General features: G+C 43.9%; 19 protein-coding genes and 1 other annotated feature. Of the genes, 13 read left to right on the top strand and 6 right to left on the bottom strand.

The features are described from left to right. The first annotated feature begins 13 nt into the window (after positions 1 to 13). The gene (locus tag J7I83_RS07415) at positions 14 to 385 is read left to right on the top strand and encodes a YisL family protein (RefSeq protein ID WP_215100045.1); all 372 of its coding nucleotides are present in this window, start codon (positions 14 to 16) and stop codon (positions 383 to 385) included. Positions 386 to 667: 282 nt separating this feature from the next. Then, a complete protein-coding gene (locus tag J7I83_RS07410) occupies positions 668 to 2134 on the top strand; it encodes an alpha-amylase family glycosyl hydrolase (RefSeq protein ID WP_215100044.1) in 1467 nt (488 codons plus the stop codon). Between the two features lie 66 nt (positions 2135 to 2200). On the opposite strand, the gene J7I83_RS07405 is transcribed toward J7I83_RS07410, so the two are convergent. Genes J7I83_RS07405 through J7I83_RS07395 form a run of 3 tightly spaced genes read right to left on the bottom strand, consistent with a single transcriptional unit; the run spans position 2201 to position 5229 of the window. Beyond that, positions 2201 to 3535, bottom strand: coding sequence for a CoA-disulfide reductase (locus J7I83_RS07405; protein ID WP_215100043.1), 1335 nt, complete (start codon positions 3533 to 3535; stop codon positions 2201 to 2203). A gap of 14 nt (positions 3536 to 3549) precedes the next feature. Then, positions 3550 to 4401, bottom strand: a complete 852-nt coding sequence (locus J7I83_RS07400) for a DegV family protein (protein ID WP_215100042.1) — start codon at positions 4399 to 4401, stop codon at positions 3550 to 3552. 21 nt (positions 4402 to 4422) lie between these two features. Continuing rightward, complete coding sequence (locus J7I83_RS07395) at positions 4423 to 5229, bottom strand: Cof-type HAD-IIB family hydrolase (protein ID WP_215100041.1); 807 nt, start codon at positions 5227 to 5229, stop codon at positions 4423 to 4425. A 160-nt stretch (positions 5230 to 5389) separates the two neighbouring features. Here J7I83_RS07395 and J7I83_RS07390 point away from each other — a divergent pair, with 160 nt between their 5' ends. The 3 genes from J7I83_RS07390 (at position 5390) to J7I83_RS07380 (ending at position 8931) form a co-directional block, all read left to right on the top strand. After that, positions 5390 to 6157 (top strand): prolyl oligopeptidase family serine peptidase, encoded by a 768-nt coding sequence (locus tag J7I83_RS07390; RefSeq protein WP_215100040.1) that lies wholly within the window; start codon positions 5390 to 5392, stop codon positions 6155 to 6157. Positions 6158 to 6223: 66 nt separating this feature from the next. Further along, on the top strand, positions 6224 to 6532 hold the full coding sequence (locus J7I83_RS07385) for a metal-sulfur cluster assembly factor (protein ID WP_215100039.1): 309 nt from the start codon (positions 6224 to 6226) through the stop codon (positions 6530 to 6532). Between the two features lie 257 nt (positions 6533 to 6789). Next, positions 6790 to 8931: an ATP-dependent Clp protease ATP-binding subunit gene (locus J7I83_RS07380; protein WP_215100038.1), complete on the top strand. Its 2142-nt coding sequence runs from the start codon at positions 6790 to 6792 to the stop codon at positions 8929 to 8931. A 30-nt stretch (positions 8932 to 8961) separates the two neighbouring features. On the opposite strand, the gene J7I83_RS07375 is transcribed toward J7I83_RS07380, so the two are convergent. After that, positions 8962 to 9147, bottom strand: coding sequence for a YjzD family protein (locus J7I83_RS07375; protein WP_215100037.1), 186 nt, complete (start codon positions 9145 to 9147; stop codon positions 8962 to 8964). Positions 9148 to 9334: 187 nt separating this feature from the next. On the opposite strand from J7I83_RS07375, the gene J7I83_RS07370 reads away from it, so the two are divergent. From J7I83_RS07370 to opp4A, 7 genes are all read left to right on the top strand, one after another. Further along, positions 9335 to 10273, top strand: coding sequence for a beta-ketoacyl-ACP synthase III (locus J7I83_RS07370; protein WP_215100036.1), 939 nt, complete (start codon positions 9335 to 9337; stop codon positions 10271 to 10273). A gap of 27 nt (positions 10274 to 10300) precedes the next feature. Next, the gene (gene fabF / locus J7I83_RS07365; RefSeq protein WP_215100035.1) at positions 10301 to 11536 is read left to right on the top strand and encodes a beta-ketoacyl-ACP synthase II; all 1236 of its coding nucleotides are present in this window, start codon (positions 10301 to 10303) and stop codon (positions 11534 to 11536) included. A 558-nt stretch (positions 11537 to 12094) separates the two neighbouring features. Continuing rightward, positions 12095 to 13111, top strand: a complete 1017-nt coding sequence (locus J7I83_RS07360; RefSeq protein WP_353048237.1) for an ABC transporter ATP-binding protein — start codon at positions 12095 to 12097, stop codon at positions 13109 to 13111. After that, a complete protein-coding gene (locus tag J7I83_RS07355) occupies positions 13098 to 14033 on the top strand; it encodes an ABC transporter ATP-binding protein (RefSeq protein WP_251047500.1) in 936 nt (311 codons plus the stop codon). The genes J7I83_RS07360 and J7I83_RS07355 overlap by 14 nt, the downstream gene beginning before the upstream one ends. Positions 14034 to 14038: 5 nt before the next feature. After that, entirely contained in the window at positions 14039 to 15001 is a 963-nt protein-coding gene (opp4B, locus tag J7I83_RS07350; protein WP_215100034.1) for an oligopeptide ABC transporter permease, read from the top strand. Between the two features lie 25 nt (positions 15002 to 15026). Continuing rightward, positions 15027 to 15938 (top strand): ABC transporter permease, encoded by a 912-nt coding sequence (locus J7I83_RS07345; RefSeq protein ID WP_215100033.1) that lies wholly within the window; start codon positions 15027 to 15029, stop codon positions 15936 to 15938. Between the two features lie 117 nt (positions 15939 to 16055). Continuing rightward, positions 16056 to 17879: an oligopeptide ABC transporter substrate-binding protein gene (gene opp4A, locus J7I83_RS07340; protein WP_215100032.1), complete on the top strand. Its 1824-nt coding sequence runs from the start codon at positions 16056 to 16058 to the stop codon at positions 17877 to 17879. 42 nt (positions 17880 to 17921) lie between these two features. On the opposite strand, the gene trpS is transcribed toward opp4A, so the two are convergent. Both trpS and J7I83_RS07330 read right to left on the bottom strand, forming a co-directional pair. After that, on the bottom strand, positions 17922 to 18911 hold the full coding sequence (gene trpS, locus J7I83_RS07335) for a tryptophan--tRNA ligase (RefSeq protein ID WP_215100031.1): 990 nt from the start codon (positions 18909 to 18911) through the stop codon (positions 17922 to 17924). 44 nt (positions 18912 to 18955) lie between these two features. Continuing rightward, positions 18956 to 19167 (bottom strand) — a binding site (T-box leader). 43 nt (positions 19168 to 19210) lie between these two features. Beyond that, the gene (locus tag J7I83_RS07330) at positions 19211 to 19561 is read right to left on the bottom strand and encodes a DUF3899 domain-containing protein (protein ID WP_353048236.1); all 351 of its coding nucleotides are present in this window, start codon (positions 19559 to 19561) and stop codon (positions 19211 to 19213) included. 234 nt (positions 19562 to 19795) lie between these two features. Between J7I83_RS07330 and J7I83_RS07325 the strand changes: the two genes are divergently transcribed. Next, a complete protein-coding gene (locus J7I83_RS07325) occupies positions 19796 to 21499 on the top strand; it encodes a peptide ABC transporter substrate-binding protein (RefSeq protein WP_215100029.1) in 1704 nt (567 codons plus the stop codon). Positions 21500 to 21587 lie beyond the last annotated feature (88 nt).

Here is a 21587-nt window from a genome sequence, read left to right as displayed (position 1 = left end):
AAGAGGTGAGCTTTTGGATATTTTTACACAGACTACACATTTACACATCACAACATGGGTTATTGCAGTCGTTTTGTTCCTGATTGCGGCATTTATGCAGCGCGACAGCAAAGGGCGTAAAATCCTGCATATGGTATTGCGGTTGTTCTACATTTTGATCATTATCACAGGACTTACGTTGTTCATCGAATGGTCTGCTTCAGATTCGATGCTGTACGGCATCAAATTCCTATTAGGTGTTTTGACAATCGGAATGATGGAGATGGTTTTGGTCCGTTCGAAAAAACAAAAACCGGTTACTATGTTCTGGGTGTTGTTTGCGGTATTCTTATTCGCAACAACATTCATCGGATTTATGTTGCCGATCGGTATGGATTTCTTTTAAGGAAAGCAGGCAGGTGCACTCAGCACCTGCCTTTTTCGTATTTTGAGAAGGTATAGTTTATAGCGCTTCATTTGATGTCCAGAACCCAAAGCCCAACTCTTCAGGTCATAAGCCACTCGAGTGTCCAATTTCAGTACCTAGCTCTTCGGGATTTTCACAGTTTAGACGAAACTCCGGCAAGTCGGTGCTGAAAACTTAACTTAACATGGCGGCGGTAGCTGTAGTTTGATAAAATTAACCGAGTGGAACGCAATAAAAACCTCATTGAAGGAGGATTTCAGATTGAAGGCAAAATGGATTTCAAGCATCATAATAAGTATGTTGCTGCTGGCACTTGTCAATCCAGCATTTGCTGCAGACGAGCGTGAACTTAAAGATGAGCTCATCTATGATGTGCTGGTTGACCGTTATTTCAACAAAAAGATCAACAATGATTATGAAGTGAATGCTTTGGACCCTGCAAGTTTCAGCGGGGGTGATTTTGATGGCATGGCCAGTGAACTATTATTTGTGAAAGAAATGGGCTTTACTGCTCTTTCAATAGGACCTGTATTTTCGACAGCTACATATGATGGAAAAAGAGTCTTGGACTATACCAAATTTGAACGCCATTTTGGGACAGAAGAAGAATTTGAGACATTGGTAGCTGGAATCCATGATCAGGACATGAAAGTAATTGTGGATATTCCCACGCAGCAAGTAAGTGAAGATCATGTGTGGGCAGCCGAAAACCCCGAATGGTTTACGGAAAATGAAGACGGCAGCCTGGCTTTGGACACAGCAAATGCTGAGGTTCAGGAAGCGCTGATTTCTACGTTTGCCGAATTTAGTGGGACTTACAACATTGATGGTTTCCGGCTGCAGAATGCAGATCAACTGGATCCTTCCTTTATCCTGGAATTTTCTGAAGCTATTAAAGACGTTCGGGATAGCTATATCCTAAGTGATCGGGAAATGGATGAGACACCTGGATTTGATGCCGTGGTACTGCCTGGCGTAGAAGAAACCTTGCGTGCTGCATACAAGAATTTCGACCAGGATTTGACGGATATTTCTTCTGTAATGGAAGAAAGTAAAGACAAACTGATTCAAGTGGATTCTTTGATAGGGTCCCGGTTTACAGCGGATGTTGTTGAGGAGAATGGATTTCCGCCGACACGTTGGACGCTGTTGCTGACCCAATTATTGACAATGCCAGGCATTCCGGTTGTCCAGTATGGTTCAGAATCAGCAATGAACGGAACCGAGCTGCCTGAATCTCATCAAATTTTGGATTTGGCTGTAGATAAAGAACTGGTAAACCACATCACAGACTTGACGTCGTTGCGCAATTCGTCTGAAGCGTTGCGGACAGGTGAATTGGAAATACTGCATGACGAAGATGGCTGGTTGCTCTACAAACGTTCCAATGACGAAGAAACATGGATTATCGCCATCAATAATTCTTCTTCGACAAAGAACATCAACCTGTCTGCTGACGCCATTGGTGACGGACAGGAATTGCGCGGGTTGTTCGAGAGCGATATTGTCCGCCAGGAAGACAACGGGGACTACCGTGTGACGCAGGACCGTGAAATTGCAGAAGTTTTCCATGTGATCGAAGAGACGAAACTTAACTCCGCCTATATTGCGACACTTGCCATCATGTATGTCGTGTTCATGCTGTTCCTGTGGGTTGTTTGGCGCAAAGGCAAGCAACGCAAAGCAGACGCAGCGAAACAAAAAGCAAGTGGAAAAACGGTACAATAGGTTCTCATAATAAAACAGGCAAAGAAAAAGCGAATTGCTTTTTCTTTGCCTGTTTTGATGTTGTGGTCAATTATCGATGGTCTTATAGCCAATCATATTGATTGGATCTTTTGGTGAAGAATAGGGAGGGGCATAGCAGAGCTCCAGTGCCTGCAAATCATCGACTGTCAACCCGCCATAGATGGCTGTAACAATGACATCGATTCGCTTATCGACGCCTTTGCCGCCGATGCATTGCGCTCCTAGAATTTTTCGGGTCTGTGGATCATAATGGACCTTTAAAGTGAGTTTTGAATGTTCAGGGTAATAACCCGCATTCGAGTTGCCGGTGTGGATGACCGTAGCTGATTGCAGATTTTTGTCTTTAATGGCCTGTTCATTCAACCCGGTCATGGCAGCGGTCAACGAGAAAATCTTCAGTACAGAAGTACCGAGCAATCCTTTTTTCGCTATTTTGTCCCCGGTTAAATGGCGTGCTGCGATAAATGCCTGACGATGGGCTGGAGAGGCAAGCGGGACTCTCTTTGGATCCCCTGTCACCATATCAAAATTCTCTGAAGCATCCCCAATTGCATAAATCGACGGGTCATTGGTCAGCATATATTCGTTGGTTTGAATGCCTCCGGTTTCCCCAATCTTCAGGCCGGATTTAACGGCAAGACCGGTATTGGGCCTCAACCCGATACTCATGATAATGAAATCGGCCTCCAATTCAATGCCATTCGTCAGCTTGATGGTTTTGCCTTGGGTTTTTTCAATCGCAGTTCCAGTAAGCAATTTAACGCCCTGGACGGCCAGTTCTTTTTCGATGATCAGTGAAATATCGAGATCTAAAATAGACATGATGGCCGCAGATTTATGTACCAAGGTAACGTCCAAGCCGATATTTTTCAGGTTTTCGGCCATTTCAAGACCGATGAATCCGCCTCCTGATACCACGCAGTTTTTAGGATGCTGAGTTTTGATGAATTGGTCAATCCGCTGCATATCTTCATAATTGCGCAAAGTGAAAACCTTTGAAGTATCCAATCCTTCAACTTCAGGAACGATGGCAGAACCGCCTGGAGCCAAGATCAACGCATCGTAAGGCTCTTTGAATTGTTCCCCATTTCCCATATTTTGGACCAGGACTGTTTTAGCTTCTCTGTCGATTTCCAGCACTTCATGGCGCAATTTAACATCAATATCACGCTTTTTCTTGAAACTCTCAGGATCTGTCATGATGATTGAACGTTCGTCTTCAATCACATCGCCAATGACGTACGGTGTTCCGCATGCCGCATAGGACATCGTTGAATCGCGATCGAATACAGTGATGCGTGCATCCGGATCATAGAACCGGACTTGGCCAGCGGCTGTTGCGCCGCCGCCTACTGCACCTATGATAACTATTTTTTTCAAAGTCCCATCAGCTCCTAGTTAATCTTATTGAAGAAGAATAAAGCCAAAGTTCCAGGCCCCGTATGTGCTGCAATGACAGAACCGATCATATGGATCTCAATTTTTTGAGGATGGAAGTTCTCCTCGATTTCCTGTTTCAGGACGTTAGCAAACTCTTCGTCATCGCCATGGCTGATGGCAATTGTCTGCTGATCTAATTGCGTACCGCGTTCTTTCATCAATTCAATCATGCGCTTGATGACTTTCTTGCGTCCACGCAGTTTTTCAATCGGCACCAACTTGCCGTCTTCTACGTGAAGCAATGGTTTGATGTTCAATAATCCGCCTACAAAGGCGCTGCCTTTGGAGATGCGTCCGCCTTTTGCCATATAATCCAGGTCCTCAACGGTAAAGAGGCTCTCCAGATGATCGGCCATAAACCGGATCTTTTCAATGATTTTTTCCAGCGGTTGTCCCGCGTTGCGCATTGCGGCAGCTTTTTTCACCAACAGTCCATAGCCGAGGGAGGCAGCTTTCGAGTCCAGTATCGTCAGTTTCATGTCTGGGTATTCTTCACGTACCTGATCCGCCACCATTACCGCTGTGCTGTAAGTGCCGGAAAGTTCAGAAGAAAAGGCGATGTAATAGCCTTCATCGTCGTCTTTTGCCAGCTGCTCAAAAGCACTCAGCATTTCCTCGGGTGAAACCTGGGATGTTTTTGGGTGGTTGCCTGCACGGATCGTATCGAATACTTTAATAGACTGAATACCTCTTATGTCTTCAAAATCCTGGTCTCCAATGTGGACGCGGAGCGGGAACAGAACGACTTCCTCGTTTTCAAAAAAATCCTTTGGCAGATCCGATGCGCTGTCAGCGAATAATCTCATAAGTAATCCCCCTTTTATTATTTACAGTTTCAATCGGTCAATCAGCATTTCAGCGATGCCGTCGTCGTTATTGGTTAAGGTGATTTCATTGGCAATATTTTTTAAAGGACTTATGGCATTGCCCATGGCCACACCGATTCCTGCAAAATCAATCATTTCAAGGTCGTTGTCTTCGTCTCCGAAAGCGATGATATTCTCCCTCGGAATGCCAAGAGACTTGGAAACTCGGTCCAATCCGACAGCCTTGCTCATGCCGCTTTTAACAATTTCAATAACATGCCAGGGAGCTCCCCAGCGGCGGTGGTCGATCACTTCGGCATGGACGGAAGACAGATGATCGTGGATTTCCTGTACCCGCTCATAAGGAGCGTGGATCAAAATGGACGTCGGATCAGTCTTCAAATAATTACGCAAATCCCCTGTTGTGATGGTAGGATCTCCGAAGCGGAAAATATCCATCAGTTTTTCATCATGGTGATGAACGTAAACATCGTCCAGGACTTCGGCGACAATATTGTGGAAATCATAGTCATGCATTGATTCCACCACTTCGTGCACAACGTCCAATCCGATCGGTGTGTGATGCGTGCCCCAATGCCGATTGGCAGGGTGATGGACAAACGCACCGTTAAAGTTAACGATCGGCGTTGTTAATCCTAATTCCTTGTAATAGGTTTCGCTTGAACGATAAGGCCGGCCGGTTGCAATCATCACCTCATGCCCTGCTTCTAGTGCTTTATTTAAGGTTAGTTTTGTTTTTGGTGAAATGACTTTCTGGTCGGTTAATAGGGTTCCATCCAAATCAAGAACGATTAAATGCTGTTTCATAAAATAGCCGTCTCCTTTCTATATATTACTAGTGTAGCGATAAAACAAGGGATTCGTCAAAAAATCTTGAGGAAATCAAAAGACTTTAATTGGAAGAAGATTGGTGTTTGCTGGATATCTGGAAGATTGGTACGATTAATGGCGAAGGAAGTGATTTCAATTGAGAGTGCAACGACAAATTTGGGGGCATATTCCCTTGCTTCATATAACTCCGGATCAAGATGCGGAAGCGGCATTGCCGACAGTTGTTTTTCTTCATGGTCATATGAGCGCCAAAGAGCATAATTTGCATTACGCTTATCAATTGGCTGAAAAAGGGTTGCGGGTGATTTTGCCGGATGCGCTTCTTCACGGGGAACGAAATGAAGGATTGGATGAAGTTCAAATAAGTCTGCGGTTTTGGGAAATCGTGCTGACATCAATTGAAGAGCTGGCATTTCTGCACAAAGAATTGCATAGGCGGGGATTGGTCGCCGGGGAACCGGGAGTAGGCGGAACTTCCATGGGTGGAATCACCACCTTGGGCGCGATGGCGGTTTATCCGTGGATCAAAGCCGCGGCCGTCATGATGGGCGCCGGAAACTACGTGGAACTGGCACAGGCACAGATGGCGCAATATGAATCGAGAGGCTTCCAGCTGCCAATCAGTGCGGCAGAACGGGAGCGGATGCTTGCGACTTTAGCTATTTTTGACAGCGAACGGAACCAGCCGAAATTCAATGGACGCCCGATCTATTTCTGGCATGGCGAACAAGATGTGACCGTGCCGTTTGAACCGACTTACCGCTTGTTCAAAAACCTCGAAAATCAATATGAAGCAGCACCTGAAAAAATTGTATTTACCCGTGAAAGGGAAGCGGGACATGCAGTAAGCCGAAAAGGAATGCTTGAAGCGACACAATGGCTCGCGAAACACCTGACTGATTAAGCGTGTAGATTTCAATTCTACTCAAAGTTTGATAAGATGGTACTACTATAAAGGGAGGGATTTTGAATGGATCAAGATATGAAAGACAGCATGATGGGTGCGTTGGAAACAGTAATCGATCCCGAATTGGGCGTTGACATTGTCAATCTCGGGCTTGTATATGATGTAATGGTGACAGAAGACGGCTTTGCGGTAGTAACCATGACGTTAACGTCGATGGGATGCCCAATGGGACCTCAAATTGTAGAAATGGTCAAAGCTGCTTTGTATGAGCTGCCTGAAGTGGAAGAAGTCGATGTTAAAATCGTCTGGACGCCAGTATGGGGCAAAGACCATATGTCACGTTATGCAAAAATGGCGCTTGGCGTCCGATAATCAATACGCGAAAATCCTTTCTGGAATATATTCCGGAAAGGATTTTTTGTGTTGAAAAAATTATTTTGTGGCATGCTCTTCTGCAGCAATGCAGCGACATCTGAAAGACACTGCCGGCGCTTGAAGCGATTTCTTTAACTAATATATAGATTCTCAAACACAAAAAATTCAGGGCCTTTATAATTGCTTATTTCTGAGAATTTGACTATAATCTAATTAGTCAAAGATAGTCAAACTAATTGAGAGGTGTGGTTGGTATGGTTCAATCCCCAAATAACACAGAGCAAAAATCCCCATTGGAGCAGTTTGGCCGCAATATGGTAGAACAGGCACAATCAGGAAAAATGGATCCGGTCATCGGCAGAGACCAGGAAATCCGCAATGTCATACGTATCCTGTCACGGAAAACAAAGAACAATCCAGTATTGATCGGAGAACCTGGAGTTGGTAAGACGGCGATTGTCGAAGGGCTGGCACAGCGGATCGTCCGCAATGATGTTCCGGAAGGCCTGAAAAACCGGACCATCTATGAACTCGACATGAGCGCATTGATTGCCGGAGCCAAGTACCGCGGTGAATTTGAAGAGCGCTTGAAAGGCGTTTTGAAGCAAGTTAAAGACAGTGAAGGCCAAATCATCTTGTTTATTGATGAAATTCATACCATTGTCGGAGCCGGAAAAACGGAAGGGGCAATGGATGCAGGAAATATGCTGAAGCCGATGCTTGCACGGGGGGAACTGTATTGCATCGGAGCGACCACATTGGATGAGTATCGGATGCATATTGAAAAAGATCCAGCCTTGGAACGCCGTTTCCAGCAGGTTATGGTACGAGAGCCTTCGGTGGAGGATACAGTGTCCATTTTACGCGGTTTGAAAGAACGCTTTGAACTGCACCATGCTGTCCGTATACATGACCGGGCGATTGTAGCTGCTGCTGCGATGTCGGACCGCTATATCACAGAGCGCTTTTTGCCGGACAAAGCAATCGACTTGATCGATGAAGCTTGTGCAATGATCCGTACAGAAATCGACTCGATGCCGCAGGAGCTGGACGAAGTGACGCGCCGCCTCATGCAGCTGGAAATTGAAGAGCAGGCACTGATGAAAGAAAAAGATGTAGCGAGTAAAACAAGGCTGGAAACCCTGCGGAAAGAAATCGATGAGCTGCGAGACTCTTCTGCTGGCATGAAAAACCAGTGGACTGAAGAAAAAGAGTCATTGAAAAAAATTCAGGAAAAGCGTGAGAAGTTGGATCAGTTTCGCCGTCAGCTGGAGGATGCGGAGAACCGTTATGACTTGAATGCGGCCGCTGTTCTGCAGCATGGCAAAATTCCAGAACTGGAAAAAGAATTACTGGGGCTGGAAGCAGAACTGGAAAAAGAAGGTGCTGAACGCTTATTGCGTGAAGAAGTCACCGAAGAAGAGATTGCCGGAATTGTGGCAAGATGGACTGGAATTCCGGTGACGAAATTGGTGGAAGGCGAGCGGGAGAAGCTATTGCGTTTAGGGGAGACCTTGAAAGAGCGCGTAATCGGTCAGGACAAAGCGGTCGAATTGGTGACTGAAGCGGTGTGGAGAGCACGCGCCGGCATCAAAGACGAGCGGAAGCCGATTGGTTCGTTCATTTTCCTTGGACCGACGGGTGTCGGTAAAACCGAATTGGCCAAAGCATTGGCGGCGAACCTGTTTGACTCGGAAGATCACTTTATCCGTATCGACATGTCCGAATATATGGAGAAACACAGTGTTTCCCGTTTGGTCGGAGCGCCCCCAGGATATATCGGATACGAGGAAGGTGGGCAACTGACAGAAGCGGTTCGCCGAAACCCTTACTCGGTCGTGCTGCTTGATGAAATCGAAAAAGCACATCCTGATGTTGCCAATATCCTGCTGCAGATTCTGGATGATGGCCGCATCACTGATAGCCAGGGCCGATTGATCAACTTCTCAAACACTGTAGTAATCATGACTTCCAATATCGGATCTGCGTACATCAGCGATACCAGCAGTGAGCATGATATCGAGGATATCGTCATGACTGAACTGCGCAAGCACTTCAAACCTGAGCTCTTGAACCGCATCGACGATATCGTCATTTTCCATGCGCTCAATAATACCCATTTCTATGGCATCACCAAGAAGATGATTGCAGAACTTGCTGCTCGCATCAGTCAGCAGCAAATCAAGATGACTGTGGATGATTCAGTCATCGATTATATTGTAGAAGCTGGAACCGATCCGGTATTTGGAGCACGTCCGTTAAAACGGTTTATCCAGCGCAATATTGAAACTAATATTGCCCGCGAATTGATCAAAGGCGGAATTGTCGCGAATACGGAATTGGAATTGACCATGGATGACAATAAACAAATCGTCATCAACAAAAAAGAAGCGTAATCCGGATTTCCGGGTTACACTTCTTTTTTTTTAATGCTTTTCAGGAGCTGGTCCGTCTGGGATAACGGCTGACATCAAAAAGATCAGAACTGAAACCCCGACTGAGATGTAAACGCCGATCATGAAATCGAAAGGTACGTTCTGTACTGCACTTACCACGTAATTGACCAATGAAATCAATAAGAATGACCATAAAAAAGTTCCAATATATTGCATCTAGTTTCACCTCTACATAGAATATCTAGATTAATCATAGCATAAGCCTTAACAGACAGAAAGAAAGATTGTTGAGAATGAAGATTTTTTGTCGGAATTATGTCAGTTAGTTGAAATTAAGCACTTGTTGGCGTATTATTAACACCAGGTACTAATATATGATGACAATTGAAATGAGGGATAATAGATGAATGCTGGAATAATCGGTTTGGGCAGATGCTTGCCAGAAGACAGATTGACGAACTTTCAATTAGAACAGCGCATGGATACTAATGACGAGTGGATCCGTACTATGACAGGCATAGAAGAACGCCGGATTGCGAAAGCTGATCAGGATACTTCCGATATGACACGGGAAGCTGCAAAAAAAGCGATTGAAGATGCTGGCATTGATCCTGCTGAAATCGGTTTGATTTTAGTGGCGACAGTTACGCCTGATCAGCCTTTTCCATCGATGTCTTGTGTAATTCAACAGGAAATTGGGGCTGTCAACGCTGCCGCCATGGACATTTCTGCTGCATGTGCAGGGTTCATGTATGGAGTTATCACTGCAAAACAATTCATCGATTCGGATGTTTATAAATATGTCTTGGTTGTTGGTGTTGAGAAGTTATCAAAAATCACCAACTGGGAAGACCGCAACACGGCTGTCCTATTCGGTGATGGCGCCGGAGCAGCAGTAATCGGCAAAGTATCTGAAGGCCGCGGAATCCTATCTTTTGAACTTGGTGCAGACGGTTCAGGTGGGAAACACCTTTACCAGGATGAGAAAGACCATCTGCAGATGAACGGTAGAGAAGTATTCAAGTTTGCTGTCCGCCAAATGGGTGAGTCAGCAATAAACGTTATCGAAAAAGCAGGATTACAAAAAGAAGATGTCGATTTTCTCATTCCTCATCAAGCGAATATTCGCATCATGGAAGCATCTCGAGAACGCCTGGGTCTTCCGATTGAAAAAATGTCGAAAACGATTCATAAGTATGGCAATACTTCAGCAGCATCGATCCCAATTTCTCTTGTCGAAGACATCGAGGAAGGCCGTGTAAAAGATGACGATGTCATCGTTATGGTCGGATTTGGCGGCGGCCTGACATGGGGCGCGATTGCTATGAAGTGGGGCAAATAATCAGGTATGCGAAAGGAAGAAGATAGAATGGAAAATCGCCGTGTAGTCATTACAGGAATTGGTGCTGTAACACCTTTAGGAAATAATATCGAAACGACATGGGAAGCTGTGAAAAGTGGTAAATCCGGAGTCGGTCCTTTAACTAGATTGGATGCAGATCTGTATTCAGCGAAAATTGCAGCAGAAGTAGATGATTTTTCAATAGAAGATTATATTGAAAAGAAAGATGCACGAAAAATGGATCGGTTCACGCATTATGCATTGGCTGCGTCTATCATGGCCATGAAAGACGCAGATCTTGAATTGGACGACAACACAGCGTTGCGGACAGGCGTATGGATCGGTTCAGGTATCGGTGGCATGGAGACGATTGAAAATCAGATGAATGTGCTAAACACAAGAGGCGTTCGCCGCATCAGCCCATTCTTAATTCCAATGATCATTCCAGATATGGCATCAGGTCAAGTTTCGATTTACTTTGGTGCCAAAGCCATCAATTCATGTTCGGTGACTGCCTGTGCTTCAGGCACAAACTCAATTGGCGATGCCTTTAAAGTCATTCAGCGCGGAGATGCGGATGTTATGATTTCTGGTGGAGCCGAAGCGCCGATCACTCAATTGTCCGTTGCTGGATTTACAGCCAATACGGCATTGACGACAAATCCGGATGCAGCTACAGCATCCCGCCCGTTCGATAAAAACCGGGATGGCTTTGTTATCGGTGAAGGGGCAGGAATCGTTATCCTTGAAGAGTACGAGCATGCAATTGCGCGCGGTGCTAAAATCTATGCAGAAGTTGTTGGTTACGGCTCAACTGGAGACGCTTATCATATTACAGCTCCTGCTGAAGGCGGAGAAGGCGCAGCTCGTGCAATGGCGCAAGCCTTGGCAGATGCAGGTGTTAAAACGACAGAAGTCGGATACATCAACGCCCATGGAACAAGCACACCGTATAATGATTTATACGAAACAATGGCGGTCAAAACGGTATTTGGCGAGCATGCCTATAAACTGGGGATGAGTTCGACAAAATCCATGACCGGCCATTTGCTTGGAGCAGCCGGTGGAGTTGAAGCGATCTTTACAGCTTTGGCATTGCAGGAAGGCATCATGCCTCCGACAACTAATTATGAAACGCCGGATGAACAATGTGATCTGGATTATGTTCCAAATAAAGCGCGAAAAGCGGATCTTAAGTTTGCGATGAGCAATTCACTTGGATTTGGCGGTCATAATGCTTCTTTAGTATTCAAGAAAATTTAATGTCCGATTGTTGAAAATGGCCACCTGCAATTCTTGCAGGTGGCCATTTTTTATTTGTCTTGAAAGTAAATGATTAGGGGATACACCCATAATTTTATAAAAATTGAAAAAATTTTCCGATTATTAACTATCTTATGGTATTCTAAATTAAAGAGGTAATAGTATTTAAATATTTGGATCCATTCTACAAATTATATGAATAATATATACTGTAATTCTGATTTGCAATAAAAAAGTATTTATACCTAAAAGCCAATTAGACTAAAGAATGGTGATGTACAAGGATTTTGATAATGAAAAAAATTCATGCAACTTGATCATTCAAAAAATAAAAAATAATGTTGTCTTTGTAATTTTATCGTAATAAAATTAATAATAGAGACTATTATCCAAAAAAATATAGTGGCTTATGTAAGTTGTTTGGAAAAGTGTAAGGTTCCATTTTTTACATTATTTTTCTGGGGATATAAATCTGAAGATTCAATTTTTTTGAGTAAAAACTGCCGGTTGCGGCCAGAAGACAGCCGTATGACTGGCTCAATGTTGAGGGGGATAAATGTGAGTGAAGTTTTGCTTGATATCAAAAATCTGAAAACGTCCTTTCGAATCAAAGATGATTATTACGCAGCGGTCGATAATGTTTCGTTAATAGTCAAAAAGAATGAAGTATTGGCGATTGTAGGTGAGTCGGGTTCCGGAAAAAGTGCATTTGCGTTTTCCATTATGGGACTTCACACTAGAGCCAAAATTGAAGGGGAAATAAATTACAAGGGCAATAATTTAGTCCAAGCAAGCCCCAATCAAATGAAAAAGCTGCGTGGAAATGAGATGGGGATGATTTTTCAGGATGCGCTTTCTGCGCTGAATCCACTTATGGTAGTAGGTGCCCAGATTGATGAAGCGATTTTCCTCCATAATCCGAAAAGCTCCAAGAGCCTGCGGAAAAAGCAGGTCATTAATTTACTGAACCAGGTTGGCATACCCCGACCTGAAAAAACATATGATCAGTATCCGCATGAACTGTCTGGTGGAATGCGGCAGCGGATTGTCATCGCGATGGCAATTTCAAATCAGCCCGAGCTGCTTATTGCTGATGAACCGACTACTGCGCTGGACGTGACGATCCAATCGCAGATTCTGGATTTGATTAAAGAATTGAAAGAGACGATCCATGCCGGCATTATCCTCATTACCCATGATTTGGGAGTAGTAGCGGAAATGGCCGATAGAGTGGCGGTCATGTACGCAGGGCAAATTGTGGAGATTGCCGATGTTTATACATTAATGGAAAATCCACAGCATCCGTATACACGTTCACTTTTAAATTCAATACCGACATTGAACGATGTGAAGGAAGACCTTCATGTAATAGAGGGTGTTGTGCCGTCGCTTCAAAATTTGCCAAGAACCGGCTGCCGATTCGCTTCGCGAATTCCTTGGATCAAAGATTCTGTGCACGAGGCATCACCGGAACTCCATGAAATTAGTTCTGGCCATTATGTGCGCTGCACATGCTACAAGGACTTTTACTTCCCAGAACAAGCCGAGGAGGAGTGCAATTATGTCGCTAATTAAAGTGGAAAACCTGAAAGTTCACTTTCCAGTACGTGGAGGAGTTTTCCAGACAGTTAAAGACCATGTTCGTGCAGTGGATGGTGTCTCATTCTCCATTGAACAAGGCCAGACCTACGGGCTTGTTGGAGAATCAGGATCAGGAAAAACTACGACAGGCCGTGCAATAATTGGATTGAATGATATAACTTCAGGAAAAGTAATGTTTGAAGGCAAAGATTTATCGTCTGTCAGCAAAAAAGAGTATATAGATGTACGAAAAGATATCCAAATGATCTTCCAGGATCCGTTTTCATCACTGAATCCAAAAAAGCGGGTGGCGGATATCGTAGCTGAACCGCTGCGCAATTATGAAAATCTTTCTCCAAAAGAAGAGCGTATCCGGATTCAGGAATTGATGGAATTGGTGGGGCTGAGTCCTGAAGCCATTTATAAGTATCCGCACGAATTCTCAGGGGGACAGCGGCAGCGGATCGGCATTGCCCGTGCCATCGCGCTGAATCCAAAGTTGATCATTGCGGATGAACCTGTCTCTGCCCTGGATGTTTCCGTACAGGCTCAAGTATTGAACTTCATGCGGGAAATTCAAAAAGAGCTAAACTTGACGTATTTATTCATCAGCCATGACTTGGGCATCATCCGCCATATGTGCGATCACATCGGCATCATGTACAAAGGACGATATGTCGAAGAGGGCACATCAGAAGAAATTTTCACGAACCCGCAGCATATTTACACCAAACGGCTGATTGCGGCAATTCCGGATAGCAACCCGCGCAACCGGGAAATGCATTACGAAAATCGCAAATTAGTGAAATCTGAATATGACAAGCTGGAAAAAGACTTTTTTGATGAAAAAGGATTGCCTTTCTCGTTAAAATCAATTTCAGCTACCCATCAAGTAGCGTTGCCTGAGAGAGGTTGAATGGTATGTGGAAATTAATTGTACGCAGAACACTCATAACAATCCCACAAATTATTGTTTTAAGCATTTTGGTATTCATATTAGCCCAGGCAATGCCTGGAGATGCATTGACCGGGTTGATCGATCCAAACATTGATCCAGCAACCATTGAAGCGATGCGAGAGCGCCTTGGATTGAACAATCCCTGGTATGTACAGTATATAGACTGGGTCAAAGGGGTACTGCAAGGAGATTTCGGACAGTCGTTCCGCTTTAAGATGCCCGTATCTGATTTGATTGGCGAACGCATGGTCAATACTTTGTGGTTGTCATTGGCAACCCTGATCCTGACTTACTTGATCGCCATTCCATTAGGAATCATCAGCGGACGCTTCAACGATACATGGTTGGACCGTGCCATCACCGGATATACGTACATTGGTTTTGCAGCTCCATTATTTATTTTCGCTTTAGTTATGTTGTTCGTTTTCGGATTCCAGCTCGGCTGGTTCCCAACAAGCGGAAGTGTCGCTCCGGGCACTGAACCTGGTACCTTTGCATATTTCATCAGCAAGCTGAATCATTTATTATTGCCGGCATTGTCGATGGCATTGATTACGACTGTTTCAACAGTCCAGTATTTGAGAAGTGAGATCATCGATACGAAACAAAAGGATTTTATCGTAACGGCCCGTGCCAAAGGCGCTTCCGAATCACGTGTCTATAATCGCCATGTATTGCGGAATTCCCTGCTGCCGATTGCAGCGTTCTTCGGCTACGAAATCACTGGATTGATTGGCGGGACCATATTCATCGAAAATATTTTCGGCTATCCAGGAATGGGTGAGTTGTTCCTTTCCTCCATCAGTTTGCGTGATTACAGCGTAATGACGGCTCTTGTCCTACTGTTCGGACTGGCAGCAATTATTGGGGCATTATTATCTGATATCATCTTAAGTTTGGTCGATCCACGTATCCGAATTAAATAATAAATGACAATTTTGAGGTGTGAATATGAGAATTGATAAAGACAGTGGAGCACAAATCCAGGATGTGGATCTCGGCAAAAGCCCATCCGGGTTCAGTATATTACTAAGAGAGTTAATACGGGACAAAATTGCATTTGGTTCTCTATTGTTACTGTTCCTGATCATTTTCGGTGTATTCGGTACATCGATCATCATGGACCAGTCTGAAATTATCAAAGTCGACCTTTTCGCTCTTTATGAGCCGCCATCGGCCACTTATTGGCTAGGTACGGATTACGGCGGACGGGATATCTTTGGTCAATTGATCATTGGGACACGCAACTCATTGGCCATCGGTTTTTTGGTCACGTTGTTGACAGGAATCATAGGCATACTGGTCGGGCTGATTTCTGGATATTACGGTGGTACTGTGGACAATGTCTTCATGCGTTTCGTGGATTTCTTCATGGTTTTACCGATCTTGATGATTGTCATCGCATTCGTAACAGCTGTACCTGGATATAGCATTGTGTCCTTCTCGTTAATCATGACGGCTTTCCTATGGATGGGAATTGCACGGCTGATCCGTTCAAAGGCGCTGCAGGAAAAAGAATTGGATTATGTAAAAGCCTCTAAGACATTGGGGACATCCGATTTTAAAATCATGTTTTTCCAGGTCTTGCCAAATTTGAGTTCGATCATCATTGTGACGATGACGTTAAATTTGGCAGGCAATATCGGAATTGAATCCGGCCTGTCCTTTTTAGGATTCGGCTTTCCAGAATCAACTCCGAGTTTGGGGACCTTGATCAGTTATGCAAGAAACCCTCAAACACTGGAATTAAGATGGTGGATTTGGTTACCTGCATCAATTCTGATTTTTGTATTGATGCTTAGTATAAATAATGTTGGGCAAGCCTTAAAACGCGCTACCGATGCCCGACAGCGCAGAGGGTGACAAAAAAGTGGGGAAAAGGGGGAGTAGGGTTCTCGGTACCAGGCAGAAATAACTCTATTCAAGTACAGGGACAGTCCAAAAAAGCTTTATTTAAGAAAAAAGAGGAGGAAACAGAGAATGGCGAAAAATAAATGGTCTAGATATTTAGCATTGCCAATGTTGTCTTTTGTGTTGGTCTTGGCAGCTTGCACCGGTGACGATACGTCCACGGAAGAAAGCGGCGGGGAAAAGGATACTGAAGGCGGACAGGAACTTGAAAACGGCGGGATGTATTCAATTGATGATTTCAGCAATGTAAAAACGAATGAAGGGGAAGCCATCGATGGCGGAAACATTACATTCGGTTTAGTATCGGATACAGTATTTGAAGGAACATTAAACTGGAATTTCTACTCTGGAGCACCGGATGCAGAAATCTTGAATTGGTTTGATGAAGGTTTATTAACTTGGGATGAAAACTATGTCTACACAAATGATGGAGCTGCAACTTATGAAGTTTCAGAAGATGGCCGTACATTCACCTTCACAATCGGCGATAATGTCAATTGGCATGATGGCGAACCTGTGACTGCAGAAGATTGGTTGTTTGCGCACGAAGTAATCGGTAACCCTGAATATGATGGCCCGCGCTATAATTCTGACTTCACGAATATCGAAGGAATGGAAGAATACAATAGCGGATCGGCTGATACGATTTCAGGCATTGAAGTCATCGACGAAAAGACTTTGTCGATTACGTATATTGAATCTACACCTTCCCTATTAACGGGAAGCATCTGGTCTTACCCATTGGCTAAACACATCTTTGGAGACATGGCAGTTGCCGATATCTCTTCTTCACCTGAAGTGCGTGAAAACCCAATCGGTTTTGGACCATTCAAAGTGGACAGCATCGTACCTGGTGAGTCTGTAACTCTTACTAAGAACGAAGATTACTGGCGCGGAGAACCAAACCTTGATGGCGTAACAATCAAAGTAATCAGCAGTTCAACAGTTGTTCAGGAACTGGAAACTGGAGGAGTTGACTTGATCAGCGAATTCCCAGTGGATCAATTCCCTGACAATGCTGAAATGTCCAACGTAGAATATTTAGGAGCGATTGATCGCGCCTACACATATATTGGCTTTAAATTGGGAACATGGGATGCTGAAAGCAGCACTGTTGCTTACGACCCTGAAGCGAAAATGAACAATAAGGAACTTCGTCAAGCAATGTGGCATGCAGTCGATAACGCAGCAGTCGGCGAAAAATTCTATAATGGTTTGCGTTGGAATGCGACAACTTTGATTCCGCCATCCCACCCCGAGTTCCATGATGACAGCAATGAAGGAAGAACTTACGATCCTGAAGTAGCAAACCAGCTATTGGATGATGCAGGATATGTTGATACAGACGATGATGGATTGCGCGAAGATCCAGAAGGCAACCCACTTGAAATCAACTTCATTTCAATGACAGGCGGCGATACGGCTGAACCTTTGGCACAATACTATGTTCAGTCATGGGAAGCAGTTGGTTTGAAAGTCAATCTGGAAATGCTTGAATTCAACTCATTCTATGACCGTGTTGGCAACGGCGGGGAAGATGATCCGAGTGTTGATGTCTTCCAGGCAGCTTGGGGAGTCGGGATTGACGTAGATCCTTCAGGACTTTACGGAGCTAACGCCATCTACAACTTCGCACGTTGGGAAAATGAAGAAAATGAGCGCCTTCTTGAAGAAGGACGTTCAGAAGAAGCATTTGACCTTGCATACCGCCAGGAAGTTTACAACGAATGGCAGCAGTTGATGGTCGAGGAAGTACCGGTATTCCCTACTTTATACCGTGCAATTTTGAGCCCGGTTAACAACCGCGTATTAAACTACGCAATCGGTGACGGTACTGGGGTTTACTTGTCTGATCTTGCAGTCAGCGAAGAATCACCAGTTATTGCAGAATAAAAACTAAACAAAAAGGAGCTGCGAATTCGCAGCTCCTTTTTTCTATTTTCTTTTGCGTCCAAGACCCATGGCGTTTTCCATTTTCTTTAATGTCTTGTTGGCGAGGGAATTGGCTTTTTCAGCGCCAGCGTCAAGAACTTTGTCCAATTCATCCGACTCAATCAATGCAGCATAGCGCTCTTGAATCGGTGCCAAGTGTTCAGTGACGGCTTTAGCAACAGAAGCCTTGAAATCCCCATAACCTGAGCCAGCGTATTTTGTGACTAGATTATCAATTGATTCACCGGTAAGCGCAGCTTCGATGGTCAATAGGTTTGCGACTCCCGGTTTGTTGATCGGGTCGTAGCTGACAATGCCTTCCGAATCGGTAACAGCACTCTTGATTTTCTTTTCAATCGTTTTCAAGTCATCCAGCAATGTAATAATCGCTTTTTTATTGGTGTCTGATTTGCTCATCTTTTTCGTTGGATCCTGCAGCGACATGATGCGTGCGCCATTTTTCGGAACACGGATATCAGGGATCGTAAAGATATCGTTATATTTGCGGTTGAACCTCTCTGCCAGGTCACGGGTCAGTTCGATATGCTGCTTCTGGTCATCGCCGACAGGTACGATATCGGTCTGGTACAATAGGATATCAGCTGCCATTAATGGGGGATACGTAAGCAATCCAGCTAAGACGGAAGCATTTTTTGCCGATTTGTCTTTATACTGCGTCATGCGCTCAAGTTCGCCGATGGTCGAAACGCATTGCAGCATCCAACCTGCCTGCGCGTGTGCGGGAACTTCTGATTGAATAAACAAAGTCACTTTCTCCGGGTCGATTCCTACAGCCAGATAAAGCGCTGCTAATGCTTTGATGTTCTTCCTAAGTTCTAACCGATCCTGGGGCATCGTGATGGCATGCTGATCCACGATGCAAAAGATGCAGTCGTATTCATCCTGTAAATCCGTAAACTGCTTGAAAGCACCTATGTAATTTCCGAGTGTTACCGTACCGGTAGGCTGAACGCCTGAAAATATTTTTTTCATCCCAATTCCTCCTCAAAGTAAAAAACACAGCACACATCCCTGAAAAAAGGGACGAATGATGTGTTTTCCGCGGTACCACCCTAGTTGCCGTCGCCGGCCACTCTTCTTCATAACGTGAAGAACACGGAAACGGCTACTGTGTGTTCACCGGTTCAGCTCAAAAGTCCATTCAATGCAACACTCCATCTGTTCTCACCAACCACAGACTCTCTTTATAGAAGGAACTGCATTTACTCTTCTTTTTCATCGCTCGTTTTATATCTTTATATTATAATACATAAGCAAATTAAGAAGCAATATTAGATGCTGTAAATCACCAGGCAAATTACCATTACCAGCAAGGTGATCGTTCCTGTAATGAGCAACGGTGCACTGGAAAAGCCTAACGCTTCAGAAGGTGAGCGCATTTCGTCTTCCTCTAATGTGGATTTCAGCTTGAAAGCCTTTCTCATGCTGGCGGTGAATATATCAAATACACCTGTCCGTACAACAAAAACCCATAAACCAAAAAACAGTAGGATTCCTCCGTATACAAAGGAATTGTTAATATATGACAGAAGGGAGAGATCTTCTGTTCGCAAAAATATAGTAACAAAAATCAATATTTGAATAATGAATGTAAAAAAAAAGATTTTTTTCAAGTTTCGCACCTCGATTCTTATCAATTGTAGAAGAAAATCAAAAAAAAATCAAAAAAATTCACAATTATACTAGACGCAGAAAACGCTTACAAATCCAATATTCGTGCGGTGTTCTGTAATATGAATGTAACGGAATTGTTACAAGAGTGTAAAAATTTCCAAAAAAAGTTCTGTACAAGAAAAAAATCTTATGTATAATTAGCCTTGTACCAATTTTTCAGAAAACTTGAGGGGGTCAATTTAGTGAAGAACAGCAAGATTTTTTGGCTATTAAGCCTAGTATTAGTTTTAAGTGCTTTTCTAGCGGCGTGTGGCGGCGGAGACGACACTGATACAGGAACCGAAGCTCCAGAGGATACAGAAGGAACAGAAACATCTGGAGAATTAGACTCAGAACAAGTACTTAGCTTGATGGAAACAGCTGAAATTCCTACTATGGATATTTCATTAGCTGAGGATGCAGTCGCGTTTAACATTTTCAATAATGTTAACGAAGGCCTATTCCGTTTAGATCAGGAAAACTTAGCTGAACCGGCACTCGCTGAAGGCGAGCCAGAAGTTAGCGAAGACGGTTTGACTTACACATTTACATTACGTGACTCAAATTGGTCAGACGGTACACCTGTTACTGCCGAAGATTTCGTTTACTCTTGGCAGCGTTCAATTGATCCAGATACAGGTTCTCCATACGGAGCTTACATGATGGCTGGTTCAATTGTAAATGCTACTGAAATTGCTGCAGGGGAAATGGAACCAACTGAACTTGGAGTTACTGCTGTAGACGAAAAAACTCTTGAAGTACAACTTGAGCGTCCAGTACCTTACTTCATGTCATTGATGGCTTTCCCAACTTTCTACCCACAGAACGAAGCTTTCATAACTGAAAAAGGTGATGCTTATGCTTCTAACTCTGAAAACTTGATTTTCAACGGACCATTCACACTTACTAACTGGGATGGTACTGGTTTAACTTGGTCAATGGAAAAAAATCCTGAATACTGGGATGCTGAAACAGTTAAACTTGAAACAATCAATGTCGACGTTGTAAAAGAACCTGCTACTGCGGTTAACCTTTACAACTCAGGCGAGAAAGACCGTACTGGTTTGACCGGAGAATTTGCTATGCAATACGCAAATGATGAAAACCTGATTACTGAATTAGAACCAACTGTTTTCTACTTTAAACTTAACCAAGAGCGCAACGGTGAAGAAAATGCTCTTTCAAACGTTAATATCCGTAAAGCAATTGCAAAAGGCTTCAACAAGCAAAATCTAGTTGATGTAGTATTAGCGAACGGTTCATTGCCAGCTAACTACTTGGTGCCAACTGAGTTCACTTTCGATGAAAGCAACACTGACTTCCGTGATGTTAACGGAGATCTAATTGAATTTAATGCTGAAGAAGCTGCAGAACATTGGGCTACTGGCCTTGAAGAATTGGGAGTGGAAGAAGTCACTCTTGAAATCCTAGGTGGAGACACTGAAACTGCTAAAAACATGGATGCTTACTTGAAAGAACAACTTGAAACGAATCTTGAAGGGTTGACGATCAACCTTAAAGCTGTACCTTTCGGAGTTCGTTTAGAACTTGACGAAGCTCAGGACTATGACATCCAAACTGCTGGATGGGGACCTGATTACCAGGATCCTATGACATTCATTGACTTGTTTGTTACTGGATCTGCACAAAACAAAATGTCTTACTCTAACTCTGAGTATGATGCTTTAGTTGAATCAGCTAAAGGCGAATTGGCTACAGACCCAGCTGCACGTTGGGAAGCAATGGCACAAGCTGAGAAAATCCTTCTTGAAGATGACGCTGCAATCGCACCAATCTATCAGCGTGGTTTAATGTCACTTCAACAGCCTTATGTTAATGGTATCGTTACACACCCATTCGGTGGAGATTACAGCTACAAATGGGCATACATTTCGGGCAAAGAATAATTTAATCCCGCTACTGTAAAAACAAAATAGAAAGAGAGTATATCGCATTTAGGAGTCGATATACTCTCTTTTCTAATGTATAGGAATT

Source organism: Planococcus sp. ISL-110 (assembly GCF_018613575.1).
Lineage (GTDB): Bacteria > Bacillota > Bacilli > Bacillales_A > Planococcaceae > Planococcus.
The sequence above is the reverse complement of the archived record's forward strand: the minus strand, read 5'-3'. Positions and strand labels throughout refer to the sequence as shown.

What these genes read in the sequence shown, in the direction of transcription:
- trpS (WP_215100031.1), bottom strand. Translation starts at nt 18,911, where the DNA reads ATGAAAAAAATATTTTCAGGCGTTCAGCCTACCGGTACGGTAACACTC.
- J7I83_RS07380 (WP_215100038.1), top strand. Translation starts at nt 6,790, where the DNA reads ATGGTTCAATCCCCAAATAACACAGAGCAAAAATCCCCATTGGAGCAG.
- opp4A (WP_215100032.1), top strand. Translation starts at nt 16,056, where the DNA reads ATGGCGAAAAATAAATGGTCTAGATATTTAGCATTGCCAATGTTGTCT.
- J7I83_RS07370 (WP_215100036.1), top strand. Translation starts at nt 9,335, where the DNA reads ATGAATGCTGGAATAATCGGTTTGGGCAGATGCTTGCCAGAAGACAGA.
- opp4B (WP_215100034.1), top strand. Translation starts at nt 14,039, where the DNA reads ATGTGGAAATTAATTGTACGCAGAACACTCATAACAATCCCACAAATT.
- J7I83_RS07400 (WP_215100042.1), bottom strand. Translation starts at nt 4,401, where the DNA reads ATGAGATTATTCGCTGACAGCGCATCGGATCTGCCAAAGGATTTTTTT.
- J7I83_RS07385 (WP_215100039.1), top strand. Translation starts at nt 6,224, where the DNA reads ATGGATCAAGATATGAAAGACAGCATGATGGGTGCGTTGGAAACAGTA.
- J7I83_RS07345 (WP_215100033.1), top strand. Translation starts at nt 15,027, where the DNA reads ATGAGAATTGATAAAGACAGTGGAGCACAAATCCAGGATGTGGATCTC.
- J7I83_RS07395 (WP_215100041.1), bottom strand. Translation starts at nt 5,229, where the DNA reads ATGAAACAGCATTTAATCGTTCTTGATTTGGATGGAACCCTATTAACC.
- J7I83_RS07355 (WP_251047500.1), top strand. Translation starts at nt 13,098, where the DNA reads ATGTCGCTAATTAAAGTGGAAAACCTGAAAGTTCACTTTCCAGTACGT.
- fabF (WP_215100035.1), top strand. Translation starts at nt 10,301, where the DNA reads ATGGAAAATCGCCGTGTAGTCATTACAGGAATTGGTGCTGTAACACCT.
- J7I83_RS07375 (WP_215100037.1), bottom strand. Translation starts at nt 9,147, where the DNA reads ATGCAATATATTGGAACTTTTTTATGGTCATTCTTATTGATTTCATTG.